The organism is Arthrobacter sp. alpha11c (assembly GCF_054149985.1).
The window spans coordinates 4,560,092-4,584,251 of the sequence record NZ_CP196747.1 but is presented as its reverse complement, the minus strand read 5'-3'; the positions used below and the strand labels follow the sequence as shown (position 1 = coordinate 4,584,251).

The 24,160-nt window shown below is 61.0% G+C and carries 22 protein-coding genes and 3 pseudogenes; 7 read left to right on the top strand and 18 right to left on the bottom strand.

The genetic code is table 11. The annotated features are described in order from the left end of the window. Positions 1-19: 19 nt before the first annotated feature. From ACTAQJ_RS21360 to ACTAQJ_RS21345, 4 genes and pseudogenes are all read left to right on the top strand, one after another. Positions 20-836, top strand: a pseudogene (locus tag ACTAQJ_RS21360) (HAD family hydrolase). Positions 837-987: 151 nt separating this feature from the next. Next, positions 988-1,953 (top strand): DUF559 domain-containing protein, encoded by a 966-nt coding sequence (locus tag ACTAQJ_RS21355; RefSeq protein ID WP_498699205.1) that lies wholly within the window; start codon positions 988-990, stop codon positions 1,951-1,953. Between the two features lie 312 nt (positions 1,954-2,265). Further along, positions 2,266-2,640 carry a helix-turn-helix domain-containing protein gene (locus tag ACTAQJ_RS21350; RefSeq protein ID WP_498699203.1) on the top strand — a complete coding sequence of 125 codons (375 nt, stop codon included), beginning with the start codon at positions 2,266-2,268 and terminating at the stop codon, positions 2,638-2,640. Next, positions 2,637-3,491 (top strand): IS3 family transposase, encoded by an 855-nt coding sequence (locus ACTAQJ_RS21345; protein WP_498699200.1) that lies wholly within the window; start codon positions 2,637-2,639, stop codon positions 3,489-3,491. Before ACTAQJ_RS21350 ends, ACTAQJ_RS21345 begins: the two co-directional genes overlap by 4 nt. 173 nt (positions 3,492-3,664) lie before the next feature. Here the strand turns inward: ACTAQJ_RS21345 and ACTAQJ_RS21340 are convergent, their stop codons facing one another. The 13 genes from ACTAQJ_RS21340 to ACTAQJ_RS21280 all read right to left on the bottom strand — a co-directional run bounded on the left by ACTAQJ_RS21340 (position 3,665) and on the right by ACTAQJ_RS21280 (position 12,830). Beyond that, positions 3,665-3,763, bottom strand: coding sequence for a 30S ribosomal protein bS22 (locus ACTAQJ_RS21340; protein WP_003792170.1), 99 nt, complete (start codon positions 3,761-3,763; stop codon positions 3,665-3,667). A gap of 171 nt (positions 3,764-3,934) precedes the next feature. After that, complete coding sequence (locus tag ACTAQJ_RS21335; RefSeq protein ID WP_017199160.1) at positions 3,935-4,147, bottom strand: helix-turn-helix domain-containing protein; 213 nt, start codon at positions 4,145-4,147, stop codon at positions 3,935-3,937. 151 nt (positions 4,148-4,298) lie between these two features. Beyond that, the gene (locus ACTAQJ_RS21330) at positions 4,299-5,456 is read right to left on the bottom strand and encodes a 3-deoxy-7-phosphoheptulonate synthase (RefSeq protein ID WP_498699198.1); all 1,158 of its coding nucleotides are present in this window, start codon (positions 5,454-5,456) and stop codon (positions 4,299-4,301) included. 219 nt (positions 5,457-5,675) lie between these two features. Beyond that, positions 5,676-6,683, bottom strand: a complete 1,008-nt coding sequence (locus tag ACTAQJ_RS21325; RefSeq protein ID WP_498699196.1) for an acetylxylan esterase — start codon at positions 6,681-6,683, stop codon at positions 5,676-5,678. A gap of 61 nt (positions 6,684-6,744) precedes the next feature. Further along, positions 6,745-7,452 (bottom strand): DUF1961 family protein, encoded by a 708-nt coding sequence (locus ACTAQJ_RS21320; protein WP_498699194.1) that lies wholly within the window; start codon positions 7,450-7,452, stop codon positions 6,745-6,747. Beyond that, entirely contained in the window at positions 7,449-8,120 is a 672-nt protein-coding gene (locus ACTAQJ_RS21315; protein WP_498699192.1) for a rhamnogalacturonan acetylesterase, read from the bottom strand. The genes ACTAQJ_RS21320 and ACTAQJ_RS21315 overlap by 4 nt, the downstream gene beginning before the upstream one ends. A 26-nt stretch (positions 8,121-8,146) precedes the next feature. After that, entirely contained in the window at positions 8,147-9,019 is an 873-nt protein-coding gene (locus ACTAQJ_RS21310; RefSeq protein ID WP_431116418.1) for a carbohydrate ABC transporter permease, read from the bottom strand. Next, the gene (locus tag ACTAQJ_RS21305; protein ID WP_498699189.1) at positions 9,019-9,762 is read right to left on the bottom strand and encodes an ABC transporter permease; all 744 of its coding nucleotides are present in this window, start codon (positions 9,760-9,762) and stop codon (positions 9,019-9,021) included. The genes ACTAQJ_RS21310 and ACTAQJ_RS21305 overlap by 1 nt, the downstream gene beginning before the upstream one ends. Before the next feature lie 15 nt (positions 9,763-9,777). Then, positions 9,778-10,014, bottom strand: coding sequence for a hypothetical protein (locus ACTAQJ_RS21300; protein ID WP_498699187.1), 237 nt, complete (start codon positions 10,012-10,014; stop codon positions 9,778-9,780). Between the two features lie 27 nt (positions 10,015-10,041). Further along, a complete protein-coding gene (locus ACTAQJ_RS21295; RefSeq protein ID WP_498699186.1) occupies positions 10,042-11,523 on the bottom strand; it encodes an extracellular solute-binding protein in 1,482 nt (493 codons plus the stop codon). Positions 11,524-11,527: 4 nt separating this feature from the next. After that, entirely contained in the window at positions 11,528-11,770 is a 243-nt protein-coding gene (locus ACTAQJ_RS21290) for a hypothetical protein (RefSeq protein ID WP_498699184.1), read from the bottom strand. Then, entirely contained in the window at positions 11,763-12,470 is a 708-nt protein-coding gene (locus ACTAQJ_RS21285) for a YesL family protein (protein WP_498699182.1), read from the bottom strand. Before ACTAQJ_RS21285 ends, ACTAQJ_RS21290 begins: the two co-directional genes overlap by 8 nt. Before the next feature lie 225 nt (positions 12,471-12,695). Further along, on the bottom strand, positions 12,696-12,830 hold the full coding sequence (locus ACTAQJ_RS21280) for a hypothetical protein (protein ID WP_498699181.1): 135 nt from the start codon (positions 12,828-12,830) through the stop codon (positions 12,696-12,698). On the opposite strand from ACTAQJ_RS21280, the pseudogene ACTAQJ_RS21275 reads away from it, so the two are divergent. Together ACTAQJ_RS21275 and ACTAQJ_RS21270 are read left to right on the top strand one after the other, a co-directional pair. Next, positions 12,829-14,860: pseudogene (locus ACTAQJ_RS21275) on the top strand (DUF6807 family protein). The gene ACTAQJ_RS21280 and the pseudogene ACTAQJ_RS21275 sit on opposite strands and share 2 nt — an antisense overlap. A 198-nt stretch (positions 14,861-15,058) precedes the next feature. After that, positions 15,059-16,605, top strand: a pseudogene (locus ACTAQJ_RS21270) (HNH endonuclease). A 49-nt stretch (positions 16,606-16,654) separates the two neighbouring features. Here the strand turns inward: ACTAQJ_RS21270 and ACTAQJ_RS21265 are convergent. The 5 genes from ACTAQJ_RS21265 to ACTAQJ_RS21245 all read right to left on the bottom strand — a co-directional run bounded on the left by ACTAQJ_RS21265 (position 16,655) and on the right by ACTAQJ_RS21245 (position 21,860). After that, positions 16,655-17,881 (bottom strand): MFS transporter, encoded by a 1,227-nt coding sequence (locus ACTAQJ_RS21265; protein ID WP_498702237.1) that lies wholly within the window; start codon positions 17,879-17,881, stop codon positions 16,655-16,657. A gap of 82 nt (positions 17,882-17,963) precedes the next feature. Next, positions 17,964-18,632 carry a Poxvirus protein I5 gene (locus ACTAQJ_RS21260; RefSeq protein WP_498699179.1) on the bottom strand — a complete coding sequence of 223 codons (669 nt, stop codon included), beginning with the start codon at positions 18,630-18,632 and terminating at the stop codon, positions 17,964-17,966. A 25-nt stretch (positions 18,633-18,657) separates the two neighbouring features. Continuing rightward, complete coding sequence (locus tag ACTAQJ_RS21255) at positions 18,658-19,575, bottom strand: carbohydrate ABC transporter permease (RefSeq protein WP_498699177.1); 918 nt, start codon at positions 19,573-19,575, stop codon at positions 18,658-18,660. Continuing rightward, positions 19,572-20,525 (bottom strand): carbohydrate ABC transporter permease, encoded by a 954-nt coding sequence (locus tag ACTAQJ_RS21250; RefSeq protein ID WP_431116433.1) that lies wholly within the window; start codon positions 20,523-20,525, stop codon positions 19,572-19,574. Before ACTAQJ_RS21250 ends, ACTAQJ_RS21255 begins: the two co-directional genes overlap by 4 nt. Before the next feature lie 48 nt (positions 20,526-20,573). After that, complete coding sequence (locus tag ACTAQJ_RS21245) at positions 20,574-21,860, bottom strand: ABC transporter substrate-binding protein (RefSeq protein WP_498699175.1); 1,287 nt, start codon at positions 21,858-21,860, stop codon at positions 20,574-20,576. 196 nt (positions 21,861-22,056) lie between these two features. Here ACTAQJ_RS21245 and ACTAQJ_RS21240 point away from each other — a divergent pair, with 196 nt between their 5' ends. Next, a complete protein-coding gene (locus tag ACTAQJ_RS21240) occupies positions 22,057-24,123 on the top strand; it encodes a beta-galactosidase (RefSeq protein WP_498699174.1) in 2,067 nt (688 codons plus the stop codon). The last annotated feature ends 37 nt before the right edge of the window (positions 24,124-24,160 follow it).

The following is a 24,160-nucleotide window of genomic DNA, read 5'->3' as shown; positions in this document are numbered from 1 at the left end:
GATTGACTAGACTCAAGGCATGCCCGACGAGAAGAACGCCGCTGTGGTCGCCGACGCCAAGGTGCCGCAGCACACCGGCGAAGCCGCTTTCTTCGACGTCGACAACACTTTGATGAAGGGCGCCAGCCTCTTCCATGTGGCCCGGAAGATGTACGAACGCAAGGCTTTCACTCTGTCCCAGGCGGCAGGCTTCGCGTGGAAGCAGTTCAAGTTTGTGATGCGGGGCGAGAGACATGGACGACGTCCATGCCGTGCGGGACTCGGCCCTGACGTTGGCCGCCGGAATCACCGTGGACGATATCAAAGCCCTGGGCGAAGAAGTTTATGACGAAATGATCGAGTCCCGGATCTGGCCCGGAACCAAGGCGCTCGCCGAGCAACACCTCCGTGTAGGCCGGAGGGTCTGGCTGGTGACCGCTACCCCAATTGAGGTTGCCACTGTCATTTCCACAAGGCTTGGCCTGACGGGCGCGCTGGGAACCGTGGGCGAGGTCCATGACGGAATGTATACCGGCAAGCTTGTGGGTGACATCCTGCACGGGCCGGCTAAGGCCATCGCCGTCCAACTCATAGCTGACCAAGAAGGCTTGGACTTGGACCACTGCTGGGCTTACAGCGACTCCGCCAATGACATCCCGCTGCTCACTATGGTGGGTCACCCCGTGGTGATCAACCCCGACTCCAAGCTGCGCCGGCATGCCCGCGACAACAACTGGCCCGTGTACGATTTCCGATCCGGACGCCGTGCAGCAACCCTGGGGCTGAAGGCGGCAACTGTGGGCGGTGCCATCTACGGGCTGTGGCGTGGATTCTCAAAGTTCCGCGGCCCCCGCTAGCCGTTCCTTTCTCACATCCCCACGCGTTTCCACCGTTCCTCTCCCACATCCCCACGCGTTTCCACCGTTCCTCTCCCACATCCTCTTGCGACCCTGACCTACCTGTGGATAACTTCTGCACGCTTAGCGGCTTCCAAGGAACAATGCGGGTATGCAGAATTCGCTACTCAACCAATCAAGCCCGGTCTTGGAGCCCTTCAGCCTGAACGAGGCCAAAGCTGCCGGCATCGATCCGTCGGTCATTTGGCGCAGCAGCAACATCGTTCCCGTTAGCCGTGGCCTGTACCGGCCAAGTGAGTGGGATTTCGACCTTTCGTCTGCCGCCCGTTCCCTCTCCTCAGCCAGCCCTGGCGCGTGGATCTCCCATACAACTGCCGCCAGGCTCCATGGTTTTGTCTTGCCAGCCTGGCTATCGGATTCAAATGAATTGCACTTGAGCAAACCGCGACGTCTGCCGTCGGTCCGGCGCAAAGGCATCATCGGGCATACCGAAACGCTCTTCGACGGAGAGATTGAGCAAGTCCAAGGGATTTGGATAAGCACTCGAGCCCGAACATGGCTGGATTTGGCGCGTCGTCTCCCACTTCATGACCTCGTGTGCGTGGCAGATCAGTTGATTCGCATTCCACGGCCCGACTTTGAGGGGCGCGACGCACCGTTCGCTACTGCCCAAGAGCTCCGGAGCATGGTCGAACGGCACAAAAACCGCCAAGGCGTAGTCCGGGCACGGGAAGCTCTGGATCTTATGCGCGTCGGGGCCGACTCGGCTCCAGAAACTTTGCTTCGTCTGGCTATGCTTGACGCCAACTTGCCGGAACCTCAGCTCCAGGTGATGCTCCGCGCGAACGATCCCTTCTCGCCTTCAGCGGATTTGGGTTTCAAGAGCCGCCGCCTCGCGATTCAGTACGACGGCGGCCACCACCTTGAGGAGGAGCAGATGCATAGCGATCGTCGCAGGGATAAGGCGTTTAGAGCAGCCGGTTGGACTGTCCTTGTCTTCGGAAGAGATGACCTTGCGGACAACTTTGGCAACGCCGTTCGGCAGATCAAAAGGGCGCTACGGACTGCATGGATGGATCCATCGGTTGCATCCGGGTTTGCCCGGAACACGATGTGAGAGAGCATGCGGCCAGAAGCGCCGCAGGATGTGAGAGAACGTCCGGCCGCACGCCGCACGATGTGAGAGAACGTCCGGCCGCACGCCGCAGTGAACTGCTCCCCTGAAGTTGGACTGTGAATCGCAGTTCCGTTTGAGGGGAGCAGTTTTATGAGTTCGCGTAGTTCATTGTCTGTGGTGCAGCGGGTGTCGGCTGTAGCGTGTTTTGAAAGGGGTCTGGGGTATCGGACGACGGCCCGGTTCCTGGGTGCCCCTGTTGTGGCGGTGAGGTCGTTGTATGGGTTGTGGAGGATCCATGGTCGAGGAGTGCTGGTGAGCAGGGCACCGAAGTCATACTCTTTCGAGGTCAAACTGGCGTTGGTGCAGCGCTTCCTTGCGGGCGAAACCGGGCAGGATCTGGCGGTTGAAGCGGGCCTGTCTTCGCGGCAACAGCTCCAGAAATGGGTCAGGGATTATCGTTTGGAGGGCGAGGACGGGTTGCGGCCCAAACGCAACGGCAGGCCAGTGAAGTCCGGGACCCCGGCTTCCCGGAATGCGGGGGTCGTGCCCTCCGCGAAGTCGGCAGCCGGGCCGCGGGCCGGGGAGGCTTCGGAGCTTGAGCAGTTGCGTCGGGAAAACGAACTGTTGCGGGCACAGGTGGCCTACTTGGGAAAATTGCGTGCCTTGAGGGCTCAGGAACAACGGTGAAGGTTCAAGCCCTCATCGCTCTCAAGGCTGATTACCGGCTCCCGGTTCTGCTGCAGGCCGCGGGTCTGGCCCGCTCGACGTTCTTCTATCACCAGGCCCGGCTCGAGTCCCCGGACCCGAAGGAAACACTCAAGAGCGCCATCACGGAGGTTTTCACGGCCAACCATGGCCGCTACGGCCACCGGCGCATCCATACCGAGCTGATGAAGAAGGGGTGGGTGGTCGCGAAGAAGACCGTGCTGAAGCTGATGCGCGCGTTACACCTGCGCTGCAAGGTCCGGCGGCGGAAACGCTATAACTCTTACCAAGGCGAACAGGGCGTGATTGCACCGAACCTGCTGAACCGGAAGTTTGACGCCGATGCTCCGAACCAGAAGTGGGTCACCGACGTCACCGAGTTCCGCGTCGGGGACCACAAGCTCTACCTTTCACCGGTCATGGATCTTTTTGACCGGCAGATCATCTCTTATTCCGTTGGCAGTTCACCGAAGCTGGAACTTGCCAACAGCTCACTGCGCCAGGCCATCGCCTGCCTGGAACCGGGACAGCACCCGCTGGTGCATTCGGACCAAGGCTTCCAATACCAGCACCACTCCTGGCGGGTCCTGCTCAACGATGCCGGCGCCACCCAGTCAATGTCCCGCAGGGGCAACTGCTACGACAACGCCGTCATGGAAAACTTCTTCGGACACCTCAAGGAAGAACTCTTCCACCACGTCCGGTTCCTCAGCACCGAAGCCCTGGCACCAGCACTGCACGAATACATCACCTGGTACAACAACGAAAGAATCTCCACCAAACTCAAGGGCCTAAGCCCGGTCCAATACCGGGCCCAGACCCTCGCAGCCTAGAATCCCAATTAGCCAGTCCAACAAACGGGGACCAGTTCACAGGACGTGAGAGAACGTCCGGCCGCACCCCGCAGGATGTGAAAGAACATCCGGCAAGAAGCGCCACGATGTGAGAGTGCAAAAATGCCCGCCGCCTTGGAAGGCAACGGGCATTCACGCTTGGTGAAGTATCTCTACTTCTTATTGCGGCGCTGGTGGCGAGTCTTGCGAAGCAGCTTGCGGTGCTTCTTCTTGGCCATACGCTTGCGGCGCTTCTTAATAACTGAACCCACGAAAGTTCCTTACAAACTAGATGAAGGTCCTGTCTGTTGGAACGGATCCGCGGACTAGCAGCAGACAGTACAACTGACAGATTCTTACATTGACGTAAAACGTTCCTTTAACAGAGTACCGCTTCAAAGGGGCACCCCGTGACCACGGTCCGCGGGACAGACCCGGCGCCCTCAGGCGGTCTCCGATTGTCCGTCGACCACAGCACCCTTGAGGTACTGGGCCACGGCTTCTTCGGGCACCCGGAAGGAACGGCCAAACCTGACGGCAGGCATTTCCCCTGAGTGGACCAGGCGATACACAGTCATTTTGGAAACGCGCAGGACATCGGCTACTTCAGCCACAGTCATGAAACGCGCATTCGAGAAGTTAGTCTCCGCGGACATTTCCCATATTCCTTTGCTCTCAGCTGGACAGGACACCCCCAGTAGAACGGTGTGCCGATGCTGAGCCATCAAACAACCATGTGCTAGATACTCTAGAGGCTGAAGTGACCAATGTGAAAGCATTTCCCGTAAGTGGGACTCTACTCCCCGGCTACTCCCCCGAAACCAGCCGGCACTTCCGTGCAGACGAAGCAAGCTGTTCCAGCACCGAAGCGGTGACGTCCCATTCCATGCAGGCATCCGTAACGCTCTGGCCGTAAACGAGTTCCTGCTCCCCCGCGAGCTGCTTGGCCACATCCAGATTCTGCGCCCCTCCCACGAGGAAGCTCTCCAGCATGACGCCGGCGATCGGCGAGGTCTCGCCTGCTTCGAGCTGGGCGCCGATTTCCAAGGCAACTTCAGCCTGGCGGTGATGGCTCTTGCCGCTGTTGGCGTGGCTGGCGTCCACGATCAGGCGTGGGTTCAGTCCCTTGGCGGCGAGCTTGGAGGAGGCAGCGGCAACGTCTTCCTGCGAGTAGTTGGGGCCCTTGCGTCCGCCGCGCAGGATCACGTGGGTGTCCGGGTTGCCTGAAGTGGCCACGAGAGCCGCGCGGCCGTCGTCGTCGATTCCGAGGAAGGCTTGTTCAGCAGCAGAAGCGCCGCAGGCATCGATGGCCACCTGGAGGTCGCCGTCGGTTCCGTTCTTGAAGCCGATGGGCATGGACAGACCGGAGGCGAGCTGGCGGTGGATCTGGCTTTCGGTGGTGCGGGCGCCGATTGCACCCCAGGAGACGAGGTCCGCCATGTACTGGGGGCTGATGGGCTCGAGGAATTCGGTGGCCGTGGGCAGTCCCAGCGCGGTGACCTGCTTGAGGAAGCCGCGGGCTGCCCGCAGTCCGGCAGCAATATCGTGGCTGCCGTCCAGGTGGGGATCGTTGATGAGTCCCTTCCAGCCGACTGTGGTGCGGGGCTTCTCGAAGTACGTACGCATGACGATCAGCAGGTCTTCCTTGTGCTTCTCCGCCTGGCTGACCAGCCGACGCGCGTATTCCAGACCGGCCTTGGGATCGTGGATGGAGCAAGGCCCGACGATTACCAGCAAGCGGTCGTCCACGCCGTCCATGATGGCCCGGACTTCATCTCGGCCACGGTCGACGACGGCAGCTGAGCGGGCATCCAGCGGCAACTCGGCGATGAGGTCCTGAGGGGCCGGAAGCGGTTCGAAGCGGGCCACGCGCAGGTTGGAGGTGGCGGGCTGGGAAGCTTTCCCGGCAGCGGGGAGTGCCTCGTTGTGGAGTGTCTCGGTGGATTCTGCGGCGATGCTGGTCATTTCTGGGTCCTGTTCCGGATGCGGAGCGGGCCCCTTTTCAGAACCCGCCGGATATGGCGAAGGGCAGAGAATGATCTCTGCCCTGCTGGCTCTGAAGGAAAGTTGGATGCGTGTCAGTTAGACGCGGGCCCCTCCAGAGCCAACGAAAAATACGCATACCAACGCTTAGTCATAGCCACACCATAACCGCGGTTCGTCAAACCGGGCAAATTGGGTCCGTCATGATGACAAAAGTTTGCGGAGGAACTGGAGCTGTTTGATCCAGTGGTGCTCCTGGCCGCCCTCGTGGTTGTTGAAGCGGTATACCTCGATGTCCTTGGCGGGCGCCCCTCCCGAAAGACCGTAGCTGTTGAAGCTTGCAAACACCGTTGAGGGCGGGCAAATGTCGTCCATTTGGGCCGCTGAGAAGAGTGTCGGCACTGCGGCTGCCCGGCCGAGATGAACGCCATCAAAGTAGTTCAGCACGGCAAGCATGGGCTCATACTTGTCGCGGTGCCGCCCCAGGAAGCCGGCAATTTCCGGGTAGGGCCCGCGAGGCGCGATGTCGATTGCACGAGGAAAGTCCTGCAGGAACGGGACGTCGGGCAGCGCGGCGATCACGCCGTCGAGCCTTCCGGCCACCAGCCCGGCGGCCGCCACCGTAATGCCACCTCCCTGGCTGATTCCGGCAAGCACCACTTTGGAAGGGTCGACGGCGGGATGGCTCTGCGCCGCTTCTACCGCACGGAAGGCGTCCACGTAGACCCGGCGGAAGTAGTAGTCGTCCTGATGGTAAGCTCCCCGGGTCATCAGGCCTGCATAGTTGATGCCGCCGGCTGATGGATGCGGATCCGGGGTGTCACCGGATACGCCCCCGTAGCCCTGGCCGCGGGTGTCCATGATGAAGTGGGCGTATCCAGCCTGCGCCCACCGGGTGTTCTGGTTGACCAGTCCGCGTCCCCCGGAGTAGCCGATGTACTCAACGACAACGGGAAGTTGCTGCCCTGGTTCAAGGTGAGAAGGAATGTGGAGCCAGCCCTTGATGCGGTCTCCACCGAAGCCGGAGTATGTGACGTCGAACGTGTCGATGACGCTGAGGTAGTTGTCCATGGGCTCGAACACAGCATTCAGCGGCAAGGTCCGCGCCTCGGCGATGGTGCGCTCCCAGAAAGCGTCAAAATCAGCGGGCGGAACTGCGCTGGAGGTGTAGCTACGGAGCTGCTCAAGGGGCAAGTCAAAGAGAGGCATGAGGACATCCTACGTCATAAGGTTGTGTCGTCCGTCACGGGACGTCAGATCTGGAAAAGGGCTACAGCGAAGTGATGGAGAGGTTCCGGTACGCCGCCCGCAAAGGGGCCATCTGACGGATCCCGAAGTAGCCGCCGCCCAGGAGTTCCTGGCTGGTGTCCACCCAGTCAAACAGGGGCAAATCATTAATCGAAAAGACCACGCGGGGACCATCCTTGATGACTTCCATCCGATAAAAGCCGCCCGCGTCTTCGGCTGGAGGAAGTGGGTCTGCTCCCTGGGCTACGAGTTCGAAGCCGGCACTTTTGCGCAGGTTGCACGTCCTGAAGGCCCGCTCCGCGGCGTATTTGTGGCGGAAGTAGGAGATGTGGAGCGCGTCCATATCCCCTGAGTGGTACTGCGGGTAGAAGCCCGTTCGCTGAGCCAAGTCGGGAGAGAACAGATCCTTGCCGTCGTGCCCCCGCGCAGAGAAGAACACCATGGCCAGGCCTGGTTCCTCAAGCGGAAGGAACTCCCACCTGATCCGGACATGGTCCGGGAGTTCCTCGGGGCACCAGAGGGTCCAATGGGCGTGGTCTCCGTGTTCCTCTGGGTCGAGGGAACCGGAAAGGAGAAGTGCTGTGCTTTCTGCGAAAGCCGGCCCCGAACCGGCGGTTCCCTCCGGGGCCAAGGCCGGCCCGCCGTCGTCGTAAATGCCCAACTGAACCGGCCCCTCGGCGACCCAACCAGCGATATCCGAAGGACCCCGCAAAGGGCTGGAATAGATCACGCCTTCGCCCCCACGTTAAGGGTGGCCACCAGTCCGTAGCCGAGGGCCTCGAGTTGCTCCGCGACGAAACCGGCAATCCGCTTGGCTCCTTTCTCGTGGAAGTGTGTGTTGTCCTCCAGGCCGCCGGCCCAGTGCGCATGCTCTGCGGGGGCAAAGTGGAAGAACAACTCCTTGGACCCCTCCTCCCCCAGCTCCTGGTACAGCGCGCGGGTCCATTCATTGAGGTCGATGAGGTCCAAGCCAAGCTCAACCGCCAACTCGCGAACCACCAGAGGATATTCACCCAGGGTGAGGTCCAGACGCCCGGCCGTGAAATGCCGGCGCTCCACTGGCGTGCACAGAAGGGGAATGCCGCCCTTGGAACGGACGTCGGCCACCATTCGCTTTAGATTGTCGGCGTAGCCTGTTCGGGCAGCGAGATGGGCCCGCTTTTGGTCGTTGTGCCCGAATTGGATCAGCACGAGATCGCCCTTAACGGTCTGGCCCAGCAGCTGATACCAGAGGCCTTCATCGCGGAACGACTCCGTGCTGGCACCGCCCTTGGCATAGTTGTGGACCGCAGCCCACCAATAGGTCTCGGGCGCGAGGTGGGCTCCCCAACCGCTCATCGGGTATTCGTAACTGGGGCAGGCCGCCACGGTGGAGTCGCCCGCGAGGAGGATTTTCATGATTTTCCTTTCATCAAGCCGAGCCCTTACCCCTTAACCGAACCGATCAGCATTCCCTTGGCAAAGTGCTTCTGCAGGAAGGGGTAGAAGATGAGGATGGGCAGGGTTGCCACCACGATCACGGCGAACTTGATGCCTTGCTCGGGCGGGATGTACGACGGATCCACATTGCCGGTGCCAAGGAGATCCGAGGCAGCCGTCACCTGGCGCAGGTACATCTGCAGGGTCCACATGTTGTTATCGCTCAGGTAGAGCAAAGGAGACATGAAGTCGTTCCAAATACCAACCGCATAAAACAGTGCAAACGTGGCCAGCACCGGCTTGGACAACGGCAGCAGGATCCGCCAGAGGATTCCGATCTCGGTGGCGCCGTCCATCTTGGCTGATTCCTCGAGCTCGGCCGGGAGTTCCTGGAAGAAGTTTTTGATGATGATCAGGCTGAATGGGTTGATGGCCGCAGGCAGGATGAGCGCCCAGTAGCTGTTCAGCAGGCCCAGGTCCTTCACCAGCAGGAACGTTGGAATCATTCCGCCTGAGAAGACCATGGCAAAAACCACCAGGGACAGGATCAGTTTCCGGCCACGAAGTCCACGTTTCGCCAGCGGGTAAGCCATGGTGACCGTGAGAACCAACTGCACCAGCGTCCCAACCAGTGTGACCAGCACGGTGGTGATCAAGGCCCGGGTAAAGGACGGCGTGGAGAAAATGTACTCATAGGCCCCCAGCGTGAATTGCTCGGGCCAGACGAAGAACGCCCGCCGGGTAATTTCCGCTTCGTTGGCGAAGGATCCTGCCAGGACGTAGACGAAAGGCAACAGCGTGATGATGCCGATCAGCGTCAGGAAGACGTAGTTGGCGGCATCGAAAATCCGCCCGCCCCGCGTGTTGTGAATCTTCATTAGAAAAGTCCGCTCTGGTTGAACCGCTTGGACAGCCAGTTGGTGCCGAAGATCAGTACGATGCCCACCAAAGACTTGAAAAGCCCGACGGCGGTGCTGTAGCTGTAGGCGCCTTGGGTGATGCCTACGAAGTACACATAGGTATCGAAGACGTCGGCCACGCTGCGGTTGAGTGCGTTGGTCATGAGGTAGATCTGCTCAAAGCCGGTGTTGAGCATCTGCCCGATGGCCAGGATGAGCATCACGATGATGGTGGACCGGATGCCGGGCAAGGTGATGTGCCAGACGCGCCGGAACCTGCCGGCGCCGTCGATAATTGCGGCCTCGTACTGGTCCTGGTCCACGGTGGCCAGCGCTGCCAGGAAGATGATGGTTCCCCAACCGGTGTTCTTCCAGATCTCCTGAAGCACGATCAGCGGCCGGAACCAGTTCGGATCGGACAGGATATCCACGTTGGTGCCGAACAGTCCGTTGACGAACTGGAACAAGGGTCCGATGTCCAGGGCGAACAGCAGGAAGCTCAGCGACGCCACGATAGTCCAGGACAGGAAGTGCGGGATGTAGACGAGTGTCTGGACGGTTCGCTTCAGCACTGAAAGCCGGACCTCGTTGAGCAGCAATGCCAGGACGATGGTCAGCGGGAAGGCGATCCCGAGGTTCAGGAACGCCAGGATCAGTGTGTTGCCCAGCAACCTCGGAAAGTCGGGGTTGGCGAAGAAGTCGGTGAAGTTCGTCAGACCCACCCAGAGGATCTGCCGTTAACGCCCAGGAACTGGAACGTAGTCCTTGAAGGCAATCGAAACACCGTACATGGGACCGTACCGGAACACCGCGAAGTACACGACGCCGGGCAGCAGCAGAAGATACAACCATTTGTAATGCGCGAAGTGGACTGCAAAGCTGCGTCGCCGCGCCGGGGCGGGCGGCTTGATGGCCGCCCGCTCCGGGGCTTTGGCTTCGACGACCGGGGCGGTCACTTCTTGGTGTCCTGCCACAGCTTGTTTATTTCTTCTTTGACCTTGTCACCGCCGCTGGTGTTCCACAGCTTGATGGCATCCTTCAGGCCCTGCTCGTCCAGCTGCCCAGCCAGGTACTTCAATGCGGGCGTCGGCAACGATGTTGTCCAGTTGCGCGCCCTTGGCAACATACGTCGGGGAAACGAAGGCCGCGGCCGGGTTGTACACCGCACTCTTGAGGTCGTTTGCCATCACTGCAACGCGGTCGTCAAAGACCTTCTGCTCGTACTCGGAGGCCTGCTTCACTGGGTAGAAGTTGTTCCCTGTGACGTTGGTTCCGAGTTGCGCGTAGCTCTTGATGTCGGTGTTGACTACCTTGCCCTCCGGCGTTTCGGGCTTGATGGTGGCCGCGAGGCCTTCCTCAACCGTGAAGTTGACGCCCTCGATGCCGTTGTTCATCAGGACGGCAACTTCCTTGCTGTTGAGTTTGTCCAGGAATGTCAGGACGTTCTTCAGGTCGGCTTCGGTTTTGACGCTGGACTTGGGGATGGCAAGGAAGCCGGAGTAGCCGTCGGTCGGGTGGGCGTGCAGTTCACCGTCCGGACCCTTCAGGCTGCCTACGAAGCCCACTTTGTTCTGGAAGTCGCTCGGGTTGGCCTGCTTGAAAAGGTTGATCAGCACGCTGACCCGGGAGTCGACGTCGACAATTATGCCGCCCTTGCCGTTGAAGAAGGGCTCATTCCATTTGGTGGGATCGAAGGTGGCGAAGTCGGGGTTGATGAGCTTCTCGTCCACCATCTTCTTGATGAAGCGATCGGCCTCCAGGAATTCCTCGGTTTCGAAGCTCGGCACCAGCTTGCCGTCCCGCTCGGTCCAGCGGTTTCCGGCGCCGAACCAGGTCTCGATCATGTCGTAGGGGCTGTTGGTGCCCAGGGCGCCCCATTTGGGAATGGTGATGCCGTAGGTATCGTTCTGGCCGTTGCCATCCGGATCCTGCTCGGTGAATGCCTTGGCCACCTTGTAAAGGTCTTCTGTGGTCTGCGGCGCCTTCAGGCCCAACTTGTCCAGCCAATCCTGGCGGAACATCACGGCGGCACGGATCGGGTTCCGAGCCCGGAAAACCCCGTAAACCTTGCCGTTGACGCTGGCGTTTTGCTGAACTTCGGGGAACGTGGTCTTGAGGTTCGGGTAGTCCTTGAGTTTATCGGTGAGGTCCCAGAACGCCCCGGCTTCGGCGTTCTTCACGAAGCCCGGCGACTTGCCCTGGACCACCAGGACGTGCGGGATGTCGGAGGAGGCCAGGGTGATGTTCATCTTGTCCTCGTAGGAGGCGTTGGGCGCCCACGAGATGTTGATGTCCTTGCCTGTGAGCTCTTCAAGCTTCTTCTGCACAGCGCCGTCAGGCGTTGGTGGCTGAGCCTCCAGGAAGGGCGCCATGATCTTGACGGATGAGAGGTCCGACGCCGGCGCTTCGCCACCGCAGGCGGTCAGGGCCAAGGCGGCAGAGACGACGACGGCGGCCACCAGCGTTGGTTTTCTACGGAACATTTTCCTACTCCACTTCTTCGGGGTTGTTGTCGATCGACGATTCCGGGGACACACCAGGGAAGCGTTTCAGGCTCCACAGGTGCTGGCCGTTCTCGTCTTGATACGTTTCATTAGTGCTCGCACTGAGAGAATCTGCGCCCGGTTCGGGGCGCCCTTGGACAAGTTCGGCATGCCCTTGGATGTCAAGGGATCGATGGAGGACGCGGCGCGCGCCCTCGGGCGGGCCTTGGCGGCTGGTTTCAGGCAAGGCTGGTCTCCTTGGCGGTGGAAGGGGTGGTCGAGGGAGTCACTGCGCGACTTGCAGCTGCAACTGCAGCACCGGCTTCCTTCCCAACCATGGCGTCGTCGTTGGCAGTAAAGAAGCGATCGCACAACCAGCCGGTGACATAGAGCCAGCCGCCAACACCAAAGAAGGGCACCAGGCCCAGAAGGGAGCGGCAGGCGAATACGGCGGCCGCTGTCACGAACAGGAGTATGACGGTCCCCGCGAGGTGGCGGATAGCGAACCGGGAAGACATTAGAAAGTACTGCGGAATCGTGAGCTCGTACCTGGCAAACATGGGAAAGAGGTAGCACAACGTTCCGGCCGCAAAGAGGACAGCCAAGAGGATCGCGGCCGACGCCACCTGCGAACCCAGATCCCACCCGGTAGAAAAGTAGCCCCAGTTCAGGGCCAGGGCGGCAGCAACTACCAAGACGGGAACACCGAGGGCATTGCCCTTCGCAAAGTTCTTGAAGTACTCCTTGGCATAGCGGCGCCCCAAAGGCACGGCATTTCCCTGCACCTTTTCACGGATCAGGATTTGGGCCGCAGCGGTACTGGGCCCGACCCCCAGCACCACGCCACCCAGCAGTGTGAACACGATCCACAGCATATTCAGGCAGGCGATCCATAGGAGTGTGTCGAAGAACGTGTAGGCCCGAAAGCCAAATCCCCCAGAAGTCATGGCACTCCCTTTCTCCATCGTCTGCAGAACTCGCCCATTTATCTGGCGTCGACGATTACCTTGGAATCTCCCCTGCGGTCATCAATGCCAGCCGGTGCTGACTTGGCCGAGTGGGCCACATCACAAGTAAACGGTTTCACCGAAATCTAGACTGACCACACGTCTCCAGTCAAGACTCAACTTGAATCGTTACATTCACGGAGGGATCGCGCTACACTTGCAGAATCAGCTGCCGGAAAGCGCTTGCCGGGTGTGGCTTGCGAGATATACCCTGAGGCGCTGGGGCCTCTTGAGGAACGCCTTATCGACGACGCCATTCGGGTACTTGCCAGCAGTTGCCAGCCAGCAGAGGAGAATCATGAAAACCACTTCCGCCGGGTCCGCCAAAAGTCCCACCACCCTCAGGACTGCACCTGCAAGGATCGCCCTGGTAGGCGTTCATGGCTTCGGAGCCCATCACCTTCACAACCTGGAAAGGCTCAGGTCCGAGGGCGTGGTGGATCTCGTTGCGGTGGCAGACCCGAATCCCCCGGCCCCAGGCACGTTGCCGCCTTCCACGGCCGTCCACTCTGATCTGGATGAGCTGCTTGCCGGGGGCCATCGGCCGGAGGTGATCATCGTGGCAACTCCGATCCAGACACACGCCCCATTGGCTCTTTCCGTGCTGACTTCCTCCGCAGATCTCTATCTTGAAAAGCCTCCGGTCGCTTCCATGAGGGACTTCATCCAGCTCCAGGAGGCAGCCGCAACAGCTGGCCGGAGCGTGCAGATCGGGTTCCAAAGTTTGGGTTCCCATGCACTCACCGCGCTGGAAAAACTGGCCAGCGGGGAAGCTTCGGCAGAACTCCCCGGCATTGGAACGCTCAAAGGCATTACAGCCACAGGGCGCTGGGTCCGGGACCGCGCATATTACAAACGCTCGCGGTGGGCTGGAAGGCGCAGCCTCGGCGGAGTTGACGTAGTGGACGGCGTCGCCACCAATCCCTTGGCCCATTCAATCGCCACGGCCCTCCGGATAGCCGGAGCGCGGACAGCACAAGACCTGGCAGCCGTGGATACGGATCTCTACCGGGCCAACGACATCGAGGCAGACGATACCTCCGTGATTCGGATGCGGACAGTGGACGGGCTGCCCATCACTTGCGCCCTGACTCTGTGCGCCACCGAGTCAGTGGAACCCTACGTCACGCTGCACGGGACCGAAGGAACGGCCGTGTTCCACTACACCGAAGACCACGTGACGGTCCGCACCGAAGCGGGCGAAACAACGCGCACGTTTGGACGAGACGATCTCACTGAAAACCTGCTCCACCATTTGTCCCACGGCACTGCGCTGCTGAGTCCACTGGATGACAGCGGCGCGTTCATGCGCGTCCTTGAAGCCATCCGCACTGCTGACGCGCCGGCACTCATTCCTCCGCGATACGTGAAATGGGTAGGCGAAGGCGAACAAGCGCATGCCGTGATTCATGGGATAGAAGAAATCCTGGAGCGGGCAACCCGCGCTCATGCCACCTTCTCCGAACTCGGGCTTCCTTGGGCGCGGAAGAACACTGCCGCCGCTGAGCCCCTTTTCGCCACTCATGCTGGCTCTCCCACTGCAATCTTCCGCGCTGGCCACGCCTTGGAGCCGGAGCTCTCGCCGCGGCCGTATCTCCACCCGGTTGCCACGCCGTCAGGGATTGTAGTGACGGAACATCTGCCTGTGGACCACGTGTGGCATCTCGGTGCCGGGTTCGCCCTCCCAGGATGTCAACGGCAGCAACTTCTGGGGTGGCCGCAGCTATCGGCGTGCGGCTGGCAGATATGAAGATCTCAGAAACCACGGCCGGATCGAGGTCCACGGCCTGCGCCGCGAAGAGGACGAAACCACGCTTGACCTCCACTGGCTCGCGGCCGACGGCGGACCCCTCCTCGAAGAGCAACGCAGCTACCGGCGAACGCTTCTGGACCCCGGCACCTGGCGACTCGATATCCAAACGGAAATAACCGCCGTCGTGGACGTCTCACTGGGCAGTCCCGGTTCCCACGGCGCCGCCGGCAGTGGTTACGGCGGCTTCTTCTGGCGCCTCCCCATCAACGATTCCCCACGCGTCTTCTCCGGCGCAGCGGAGGGCGAGGCTGCTGTGCATGGTTCTGTTGCGCCGTGGCTTGCGTGGACCGGAGAGTTCGACGGCGGTCCGGCCACTTTGGTGTTTGCCGCACCTGCCGAATCGGCGGACCCGTGGTTTGTTCGCTGCAGTGAGTACCCTGCCGTGGGTTCTGCCTTGGCTTGGGACACTGCCGTTGAGCTGGCTGCAGGAAACTCGCTGACGCGCACAAACACGGTCTGGATCAGTGACGGAAACCTGAGCGTGGGTGCCATTGAGGAGTTGGTTGCCGGACGTTGAGTGGGCTCGTGGTGTTTGCTTGGCAAACGCGCGTAGCCACTTATTTTTCGGGGCGTTGGTCGTGGGCCTTATATTGTCGTAGCCCTGGGGCAGAGTGGGGGTATGGATCCGATTCGGGCAAGGCGAGCACCCAGGGTGGTTCCGGCTGTGGCTGTGCATGTTACCGCCGGGTCCTGGGATCTAGAGTCGGGGACCGCCATGTCCAGCAGCTCGGCGTCTGGTGGCTTGGACGCCGGGGAGCTGCTTGCCGCGTTGGGCTCTTTCCGGTTGGGCAGTGACGGCGCTGGGCTGATCGATCAGATTCGTGGCCTTGAAGACGTGAAGTCAGCGATCGCTGCTGTGCAGGCAAGGGCATCGGTGGCGTTCGACCTTGCCCAGCGCCGCGAACAAGCCTCTACTGGTGTCTCCTCCGCTGAGCAGGGCCAGGGTGTGGGTGCGCAGATCGCCCTGGCCCGGCGTGAATCACCCAACAAAGGATCCCGGCTCCTCGGGCTCGCCAAAGCCCTGGTCTCCGAAATGCCCCGCACCATGGCCGCCCTGGAAACCGGACACTTGAACGAATGGCGTGCCACACTGCTCGTGAAGGAAACAGCCTGCCTCTCCATCCAGGACAGGGCCGCCGTTGATGAGGAGCTCGCCCCCGACACCGGAACCTTCGACGGCGCCGGAGACAAAACCATCATCGCCGCCGCACGAGCCGCAGCCTACCGACGCGACCCCCGCTCCATCACCCAACGCGCCGCCCATGCCGCATCCGAACGGCACGTCAGCCTCCGCCCCGCGCCGGACACCATGACCATCCTCACCGCGCTGCTCCCTGTCGCCCAGGGTGTCGCCGCCTACGCCGCGCTGACCCGGCACGCCGATTCGGCCCGCTCCGGCGGGGACACCCGGAACCGCGGCCAGGTCATGGCCGACACCCTCGTCGAACGCCTCACCGGAACCCCCGGCGGCATCAGCGGCATTGATGTGCGGCTCGTCATGACCGACCGCACCCTCCTCCAAGGCGACAGCGAACCAGCACGCCTCCAAGGCTACGGAATCGTCCCCGCCCGAGTGGGCAAGGACGCTCATCGCCGGAGGCGGCAACCAGGCCAGCGAAGAATCAGGGAACCGCGAGAGGGACGGAGAGCCGCGCACCGAGTATCAGGCCGGAAGCGGGCGGGCAGACCTGGGCCAGCGGGCGGGCCAGAACCGGAGGTCAGGCCGGGGCCAGCGGGCAAGAGTCCAAGGAAGATAAGGACTTCAAAGTCTTGCTCCGCCGGTTCTACACCGCACCCACCTCCGGTGAATTGTTGGCAATGGACTCCAAAGCCCGGCTCTTCCCACCCGGGATGAGACGCTTCATCGAAACCCGGGACGACACCTGCCGCACACCCTACTGCGACGCGCCCATCCGCCACATCGACCATGTGGTTCCCTGGCACAACGGCGGCACCACGAGCCTTGCCAACGGGGCCGGGCTCTGCGAAGCCTGCAACCACACCAAAGAAAACCCCGGCTGGAACGCAAAAACAGTCCGGGGCGGGCGTCATCAACTGGAAATCAGCACCCCCACCGGACACAGATACCAATCCAAAGCCCCACCACTGCCAGGGCATCCGCGCGCCCCAGCCAGGCCTGTCGCACGGGCAACGAACGTCCCACCGCCGCCTCCCGCAACGTGGTTTCCAGCTTCGACCTCACTTTGGGAGAGCTTCTTACTGCAGCGCCGGCCCAGCACCTTAACGAGCCCAGCACCTTAACGAGCCCAGCACAGGAACGAGCCCAGTACATTAACGGGCTCGGTCGCAACTATCGCTTCCTGCCGAGCAACCAAAGAAGGAAGCCAATCACCACCGCGGAAGCCATACCCAGCGCACCTGTGACCAGCAGTGCGGTACGTACCCCGAAATCTTCCGTGAGCCATCCCGCGAGCAAGCCTCCCAAGGCATGCCCACCCAGCAGAAGTGGAAAGTAGAGGGCCAGGACCCTGCCCCGCACGCTGGCGCCAGCTTCGAGTTGGACGCTGGTGGCCGCACTGGTGAGGAACATGAGAGTCATGAAGCCAACCACCACGAGCATGGCTACGAACAATTCCTGCGTGGGCATTAGCGAGGCAAGGAGCTGCGTGAGCCCGAAGAGTGCTGCGCTACCCACGATCCCCTTGCGACCCAAGTGCTTGATCCGGGCAGCCAGGAGGGCGCCAGCCAAGGCTCCCAAGGCGCTGACCATATTGAAGAGCCCAAATCCGGCAGGACCGCTGTGCCACACACGGTCGGCGAATGCTGCGAGGACCACGGGACCGTTCATGCCGAACGCTCCCAGGAGACCCGCCAACAGCATGATGAGCAGAAGCTGCGGCCTGGCACTCACATACTTGAAGCCTGCCAGGATTTGTCCACGTTTATCCCGCGGCGGGCCGACAGGGTCGTGTGCGTGATGAAGCTCAGATGGCCGAATAATGGCGATCATCACCAAAACGGCCACCCCGATCCCCGCGTTCGTCGCAAACGCGGCGGCCGGGCCAGCTTGGGCAATGACGACGCCGGCAAGGGCGGGACCGAGCATGGCACCCAGTTGGCCTATCGCACTGTTGAGGCCGATAGCCGCCGGTAGTCCGGCATCACCTACTACCTCATTGACGAAGACTTGCCGGGCGGGCCCATCAATAGAGCTGGTAATTCCCAAAGCAATGCAGGAGCCGTAGACGACCCACACGTCCGTGCCGCCCATGGCATTCCACACGACTAGTCCAGCGGCCAGTAGTGCAGCTACAGACTGGCACGCCATGAGGATTCGGCGTTTCGGAAAGAGATCCACCAGCACACCGCTGATGGGACCAACCACCAGCATGGGCAGGAATTGAAGTGCAACAGCCAACCCCACAGCGGCTGGGCTTCCGGTGAGCTGCAGGACAAGCCAGTCCTGGGCGAGTCGTTGCATCCACACTCCGCCGCTGCCGACGAGCGAAAGCGTTACGAAGATCCGGTAATTATGGTGCCGGAGCGGGTAATACCAAGTCTCTCTGGAGCGACTAATGGCTGCTTTGGTGGAAGACCCGGATTTGGGACGCGGTGACACGGGGTGCTCTGCTCGATTCAGCGGGTAGTCGGATGCACACTCAGTTTTTGGCGCGGCTGGCAGCCCTGATCTTGACCGCAGCAGCGGCCAGAATCAGCATGCCGGGAACAATCACGAAGAGCGCCTGCAGCATCCACACAAAAACGACTGCCACGAAAACGGCCGCGAGGAGCAACAGCGAACCGCTCCCATCACGCAACGAATCAGCCTTGGCTTGGGAGCAGGCAAGTCGCCACTGCTGCTGTGGACCGGGAAGATCCACGGACTTCCGGCCGGCGTCGCCCGCCCAAACCACTCCGCCGCTCCAGTTGCCGGCGATCCTGAGCAGGAACACGGCCGCTGCGGCCGCCAGAATCAAGGTCGCAGGCAGAATCAGTGCCCGCCCGGGCAGCTGACCCACCAGTGCGAGCAACAGGTTAAGGACAATCACGACGGCGGCTGCCGCCGTCGTGATTCCAATCTTCCAACTGCCGGGAAGCGCACGGCGGAAGTTGCCCCAAAGGCTCCGAAGGGAATCATCCCTGCCACTGAGGTGCCGCTCAAGATGCGCGACGCCGGCAGCGTAGGCGGCCGGCGCCGTCACCAACGGGACGGACAGGAGGAGCACAACGACTCCGGCGAGGATGGTCTCGGAGAAGAGGGCAAAGCGGTTGACCGAGATGGCCTGCTTGTCCGAAGAGGACTTTCCTGTGGTGTCCATGATGCTCATTCTGTTCCTCAGCCTTCCGTGTCCGTCAGCCCTTGAGGCCCTGTGTTGAAACGCCTTCTACGATGTATCTCTGGAAGACCAGGAAGAAGACCAACACGGGCAGGAGCGCAAGAACAGACATTGCGATCATCGCTCCGTAGTCCGAGCTCTGGGTCTGGTCCACGAAGAGCCGCAAAGCCAGTGGCAGTGGGTACTTTTCAGGGGTGTTCAGGTAGAGCAGCGGGCCGAGGAAGTCGTTCCAGCTCCAGATGAAGGAGAAGATCGACGTCGAGATCAATGCCGGCTTCATGAGCGGGAGCATGATGGAGCCGAAGATCCGCACGTGACCTGCGCCGTCGATGCGGGCTGCTTCGTCCAGTTCTGCCGGAAGGTTGCGCATGAACTGGACCATCAGGAAGACGAAGAACGCGTCGGCGGCCAGGAACTTACCGATCAACAGCGGCACATAGGTGTCTACCAGGCCAAGCTGCTGGAACACGATGTACTGAGGGATGATCACCACGTGGAACGGGAGCAGCAGGGTAGCAATCATCATGCCGAAGAAGATTCCGCGGCCGGGGAAGTTGATGCGGGCAAAAGCGTACGCCGAGACACTCGCTGAAAGGACGGTGCCGACTACTGCGCCAACGGCCAGAATCAGGGAGTTAGTGAAGAACGTCAGCGTGGACACCCCACCGATGCCGTCCATGGCCGTGACGAAGTTATCGAAGCTGAAGTTGTTGGACCAAAGCTGGGTGGTTGAACCACCGATTTCGGAGTTCGGTTTGAAGGACGAGGCCACCATCCACAGAGCCGGGTAGAGGACTATCCCCACAAGCGCCAGCGCAACGATGTGGAAGATGATGCTTTTAATGCGCTTGACCGTGCCTGACTCGGACTTCGGGTTGTACTCCGCGGCCGGGGTGGCGGGCGTGGACTGGGTGGGGGTTGCGATGGTTGTCATTTTGAATCCCCGCTGTAGTGGACCCAGGACTTGGATGTCTTGAAGAAGATCAGCGTGATGATGCCGACCACGATCACCAGGAGCCAGGCCATTGCAGAGGCGTAGCCCATCCGGAAGTCGCTGAAACCGCGCAAGTACAGGTAGAGGGTATAGAAGAGGGTGGAGCCTGCGGGGCCGCCTTCACCATTGGAGATGATGTAGGCCGAGGCGAAGATCTGGAACGCGTGAATGGTTTCCATCAGCAGGTTGAAGAAGATCACCGGGGAAAGCATGGGCCAGGTGATGTTGAAGAACTTACGGACCGGACCTGCGCCATCCATCGAGGCAGCCTCGTAGAGGTCGGCAGGAATCTGCTTGAGCCCGGCCAGGAAAATCACCATCGGGGCGCCGAACTGCCACACCGTCAGGAGGATCATCATGGGCATCGTCATGGATGGATTGCCCACCCAACCGCCGAGGTTGATCCCGAAGAAGGACAGGCTCTCATCCACAGGACCGGAATCGCCAAACATCGCTTTCCAAACGATCGCGATGGAAACACTGGCACCGATCAGGGAGGGAGCGTAGAACGCGGAACGGTAGAACCCCTGCCCCTTTCGCTTGCTGTTCAGCAGCATGGCGATCGCCAGGGCAGCGGCGAGCTTGAGAGGGGTACCGAACACTACATAGCTCAGGGTTACGCCTACCGACTGCAGGAAACGTTCGTCCTGGAAGAGCGTGGCGTAGTTGTCCAGGCCTATCCACTTGGGGGGATCGAAGAGGTTGTAGTTGGTAAAGGAGAGGTACAGCGAAGAAATCATCGGACCCACGGTCAGGGCAATGAATCCGAGCAGCCAAGGAAGCAGGAAGGTGTAGCCGGCGCGGGCGTCCGCCCCTCGTCGCCGCGAGGTGCGCGGCTGGGAGGGAGCGGACGACTGGGAGCGCCTACTCAGGGTTGGGGTTTGAGTCACGAGATCAGTCCGTCGGTCGGAAAGCCTGGATCAGACACAAATGTCTGCTCAGGCATTCTGCTTGATAAGGTCTTCGGCTTCCTTGAACCACGCATCTGCAGCGCCGTCGATGGTGAGTTTGCCGTAGTTGAGATCGGAGCTGACGCGCTTGAAAGAGGATTCAAGCGTGCCGAAACCGACGATGGGCGGCTCCGGAGCATCCTTGAGGTACTTTTCGATGGACTTTTCGTAGTCCACAACCAGCTTGTCTGTACCTTCAAAGGTGGTTCCGTCGCGCTGGGTCTTGGATGCCGGAACACCACGGGAGGTCTTGAAGATCTGGCCTACCTCGGGATCGTTGACCATGAAGTCTATGAAACGGGCAGCAGCATCCTTGTATTTGGTCTTGGCGCTGGCCACCATCAGCATTGAGGGCTTGAGAAAGAGTCCCAGGTTGTCGGAGTTATCGGAAGGAACCGGCACCAGTTTGAGTTCCTTGGCGCCACTATCGCCGAGGTAACCGGCCATGAAGTTGTCCCACGTGACTTCCGTGGCAGTGACGTTTGAGCCGAATGGGGACTTCGGCAGCAGCTGGGTGGTCTTGTCTTCGCCAACGATCGCCGGGGTTCCACGAAGCTGGGCGGTGGTGTTCCACCACTTCTTGAGATCGTCCTTGGAGAACCCGAGCTTGCCTTCATCCGTAAAGGCCTGAATGTTGTTTTGGCGCAGCCAGATGTTGAACATCCACCACACGCCGGTGTAGTCGGTGCCGCCGAACAACGTTCCGTTGCCCTTCTGCCCCACCTCGGCAAGGAAAGAGTTGAACTCCTTGTAGTTCCACGTTCCGTCAGGCTCTGCGATGCCCATGGCCTTGAGCTTGGCGGGATCGTAGTAGACAGCGAACGCATTGGTGCTGGTAGGGATGCCGAAGGTTTTTCCACGGATCTGGCCCGAGGGCAGGAGTGACTTGTCGAAGGCATCCGTGTTGATCTTTACGGTGCCCAGGTCCAGTAGCTGGTTACGCTGGCCGTAGTCGCGCAGGTAGGACAAGTCCCACTGCATAACGTCCGGCAAGCCACCACCGGCAGCTTCAGTGGCGCGCTTCTGCCAGTACCCCGCGAAGTCCGTGAAGTTGCCGTTGACCTTGACATCTGGATTCTTGGACTCAAAAAGCGCAATCGCTTTGCGGGTGCGTTCGGCACGGTCGTCGTTGCCCCACCAGGTGTACGTGATGGTCACGGGGTTCTCTGCAGAGCCCGTCTTGCTGGATGACGAAGACTGGCCGCAGGCGGACAGGAACGCCGCAGATGCAGTGCCAAGGGCCACCGTGGTGAGGAAATTCCTTCTGTTGATCATGAGAGCCTCCTTGCTCAGTTGGTGCAAGCCTCTTCGGTTCCCCGCAAGGAGAGTGACGTCGCTTACACTCGTTCTGAATCGATACAATATCCTCAATCGCGAATCTGGGCAAGCGTTTTCCAAGATCCTCGCCTAACCTGATAGCAGCCAAGCTCCACAGTTATCCCGCACTGCCGAACCTGACCAAGGAGTCCCGTTGTCCTCCCCTGAACTCTCCCGAGGCCCATCCAAAGGCCCATCCAAAGGCCCGTCTATCGGCCCGTCTGTTTGGAACAGCATCAACGGCCTGGCCTACGGCGGCGACTACAACCCTGAGCAATGGCCGGAAGACGTCCGCCGTGAAGACATCGAGCTCATGAAGGAGGCGGGGGTCAATTTCCTGAGCGTCGCCATCTTCTCCTGGGGCCTGCTGGAACCTGTGGAAGGCCAGTACGATTTCGGCTGGCTGGATGACGTCATGGGCAACCTGCACGAAGCGGGCATCAAGGTGGCACTGGCTACGGCTACCGCATCACCGCCAGCCTGGCTGGCCAGGAAACACCCCGAAATCCTGCCCGTGACAGCGGAAGGAACAAGGCTGGAACGCGGCTCGCGGCGCCACTACACGCCGTCGTCCTCGGTGTACCGCAGGTACGCAGCCACCATGACGCGGGTCATCGCCGAACGCTACAAGAACCACCCGGCCCTGGCATTGTGGCATGTGGACAACGAGCTCGGCTGCCATGTTGGCGAGTTCTACGGGGAAGAAGACGCTGCCGCATTCCGGGCCTGGCTTGAACGCCGGTACGGATCCATTGAGGCACTCAACGAGGCTTGGGGAACAGCCTTCTGGTCCCAGCACTACGCCACGTTTGAGGAAATCATCCCGCCCGGAGCCGCCCCCACCACGATTAACCCTGGCCAGCAGCTGGACTTTGCACGCTTCAATTCATGGGCGTTCATCGATTACTACCGCGCCCTGCTGGAGGTCATCCGCGAAGTCACACCGAACGTTCCAGCCACCACCAACTTCATGGTTTCCAGCGCCACCAAAACCCTGGACTACTTCGATTGGTCCAAGGACATGGATGTGATCGCGAACGACCATTATCTGGTGGCTGCCGATCCTGAACGGGAAATCGAACTTGCCTTCAGCGCTGACCTTACGCGCGGTGTGGCCGGCGGCGAACCGTGGATCCTGATGGAACACTCCACATCGGCGGTCAACTGGCAGCCCCACAACCAGCCAAAGATGCCCGGGGAAATGCTCCGCAACTCCCTGACGCATGTGGCCCGCGGCGCCGATGCGGTCATGTTCTTCCAGTGGCGTCAGAGCAAGGCTGGATCTGAAAAATTCCACTCAGCCATGGTTCCGCATGGCGGACGGGACACACAGGTCTGGCGCAACGTGGTGAAACTCGGCGATGCCCTGTCCAAAGTGGAATCCGTGAAGGGTTCCCGCGTGGAATCGCGGGTTGCTTTCGTCTTTGACTATGAAGCATGGTGGGCATCGGAACTGGATTCGCACCCTTCACAATCCGTGAAGTACCTGGAAACCATGCGTGCTTTCCACCGCTCCCTCTACGTGCGTGGTGTCACTGCGGACTTCGTCCACCCCTCCGCCGACCTCTCCGGCTACGATCTCATCCTGGTCTGCACCCTCTACGCGGTGACGGACTCTGCGGCCGCCTCCATCGCTGCCGCAGCAGAGGCCGGCGCAACGGTCCTCATCAGCTACTTCAGTGGCATCGTGGATGAACAGGACCACGTTCGGTTGGGTGGCTACCCGGGCGCTTTCCGCGAATTGCTGGGTATCCGGGCCGAGGAATTCCACCCACTTTTCCCCGGCAGCACAGTCACGCTCAGCGATGGAACAGTTGGTTCCTTGTGGAGCGAGCACGTTCACCTGGCTGACCCTGAGGGCGGGCCAGCCGAGGTTTTGGCTACCTTTACGGACTACCCGCTCGACGGCGTCCCCGCCCTCACGCGCAGATCCACCGGGGCGGGGGCTGCTTGGTACCTTGCCACACTCCCCAACGCCGACGGTATCGATTCACTGACTGCCCGCCTGCTGGACGAGGCTGGGGTGACGGCCGTTGCCGAGGCTTCTGCCGGCGTCGAACTCACCCGGCGGCGATCCGCGGATGGCGGTAGTTTCCTCTTCGCCATCAACCACGGTCGCGAGGATGTGACCGTGAAGGCCGACGGCGACGAACTGCTGAGCGGAGCTCGCTTCAGTGGCGTGGTCCCCGCCGGAGCCGTAGCAGTTATCGCGGAAGACTAACCCAAAAACCGCGCCCCGGGCGGATCACGAATGATTC

Excerpts from the sequence above, each read along its gene's own strand:
- ACTAQJ_RS21355 (WP_498699205.1), top strand. The coding sequence starts at position 988 with ATGCAGAATTCGCTACTCAACCAATCAAGCCCGGTCTTGGAGCCCTTC.
- ACTAQJ_RS21335 (WP_017199160.1), bottom strand. The coding sequence starts at position 4,147 with ATGTCCGCGGAGACTAACTTCTCGAATGCGCGTTTCATGACTGTGGCT.
- ACTAQJ_RS21330 (WP_498699198.1), bottom strand. The coding sequence starts at position 5,456 with ATGACCAGCATCGCCGCAGAATCCACCGAGACACTCCACAACGAGGCA.
- ACTAQJ_RS21325 (WP_498699196.1), bottom strand. The coding sequence starts at position 6,683 with ATGCCTCTCTTTGACTTGCCCCTTGAGCAGCTCCGTAGCTACACCTCC.
- ACTAQJ_RS21315 (WP_498699192.1), bottom strand. The coding sequence starts at position 8,120 with ATGAAAATCCTCCTCGCGGGCGACTCCACCGTGGCGGCCTGCCCCAGT.
- ACTAQJ_RS21310 (WP_431116418.1), bottom strand. The coding sequence starts at position 9,019 with ATGAAGATTCACAACACGCGGGGCGGGCGGATTTTCGATGCCGCCAAC.
- ACTAQJ_RS21295 (WP_498699186.1), bottom strand. The coding sequence starts at position 11,523 with ATGTTCCGTAGAAAACCAACGCTGGTGGCCGCCGTCGTCGTCTCTGCC.
- ACTAQJ_RS21285 (WP_498699182.1), bottom strand. The coding sequence starts at position 12,470 with ATGACTTCTGGGGGATTTGGCTTTCGGGCCTACACGTTCTTCGACACA.
- ACTAQJ_RS21280 (WP_498699181.1), bottom strand. The coding sequence starts at position 12,830 with ATGATTCTCCTCTGCTGGCTGGCAACTGCTGGCAAGTACCCGAATGGC.
- ACTAQJ_RS21260 (WP_498699179.1), bottom strand. The coding sequence starts at position 18,632 with ATGAGCATCATGGACACCACAGGAAAGTCCTCTTCGGACAAGCAGGCC.
- ACTAQJ_RS21255 (WP_498699177.1), bottom strand. The coding sequence starts at position 19,575 with ATGACAACCATCGCAACCCCCACCCAGTCCACGCCCGCCACCCCGGCC.
- ACTAQJ_RS21245 (WP_498699175.1), bottom strand. The coding sequence starts at position 21,860 with ATGATCAACAGAAGGAATTTCCTCACCACGGTGGCCCTTGGCACTGCA.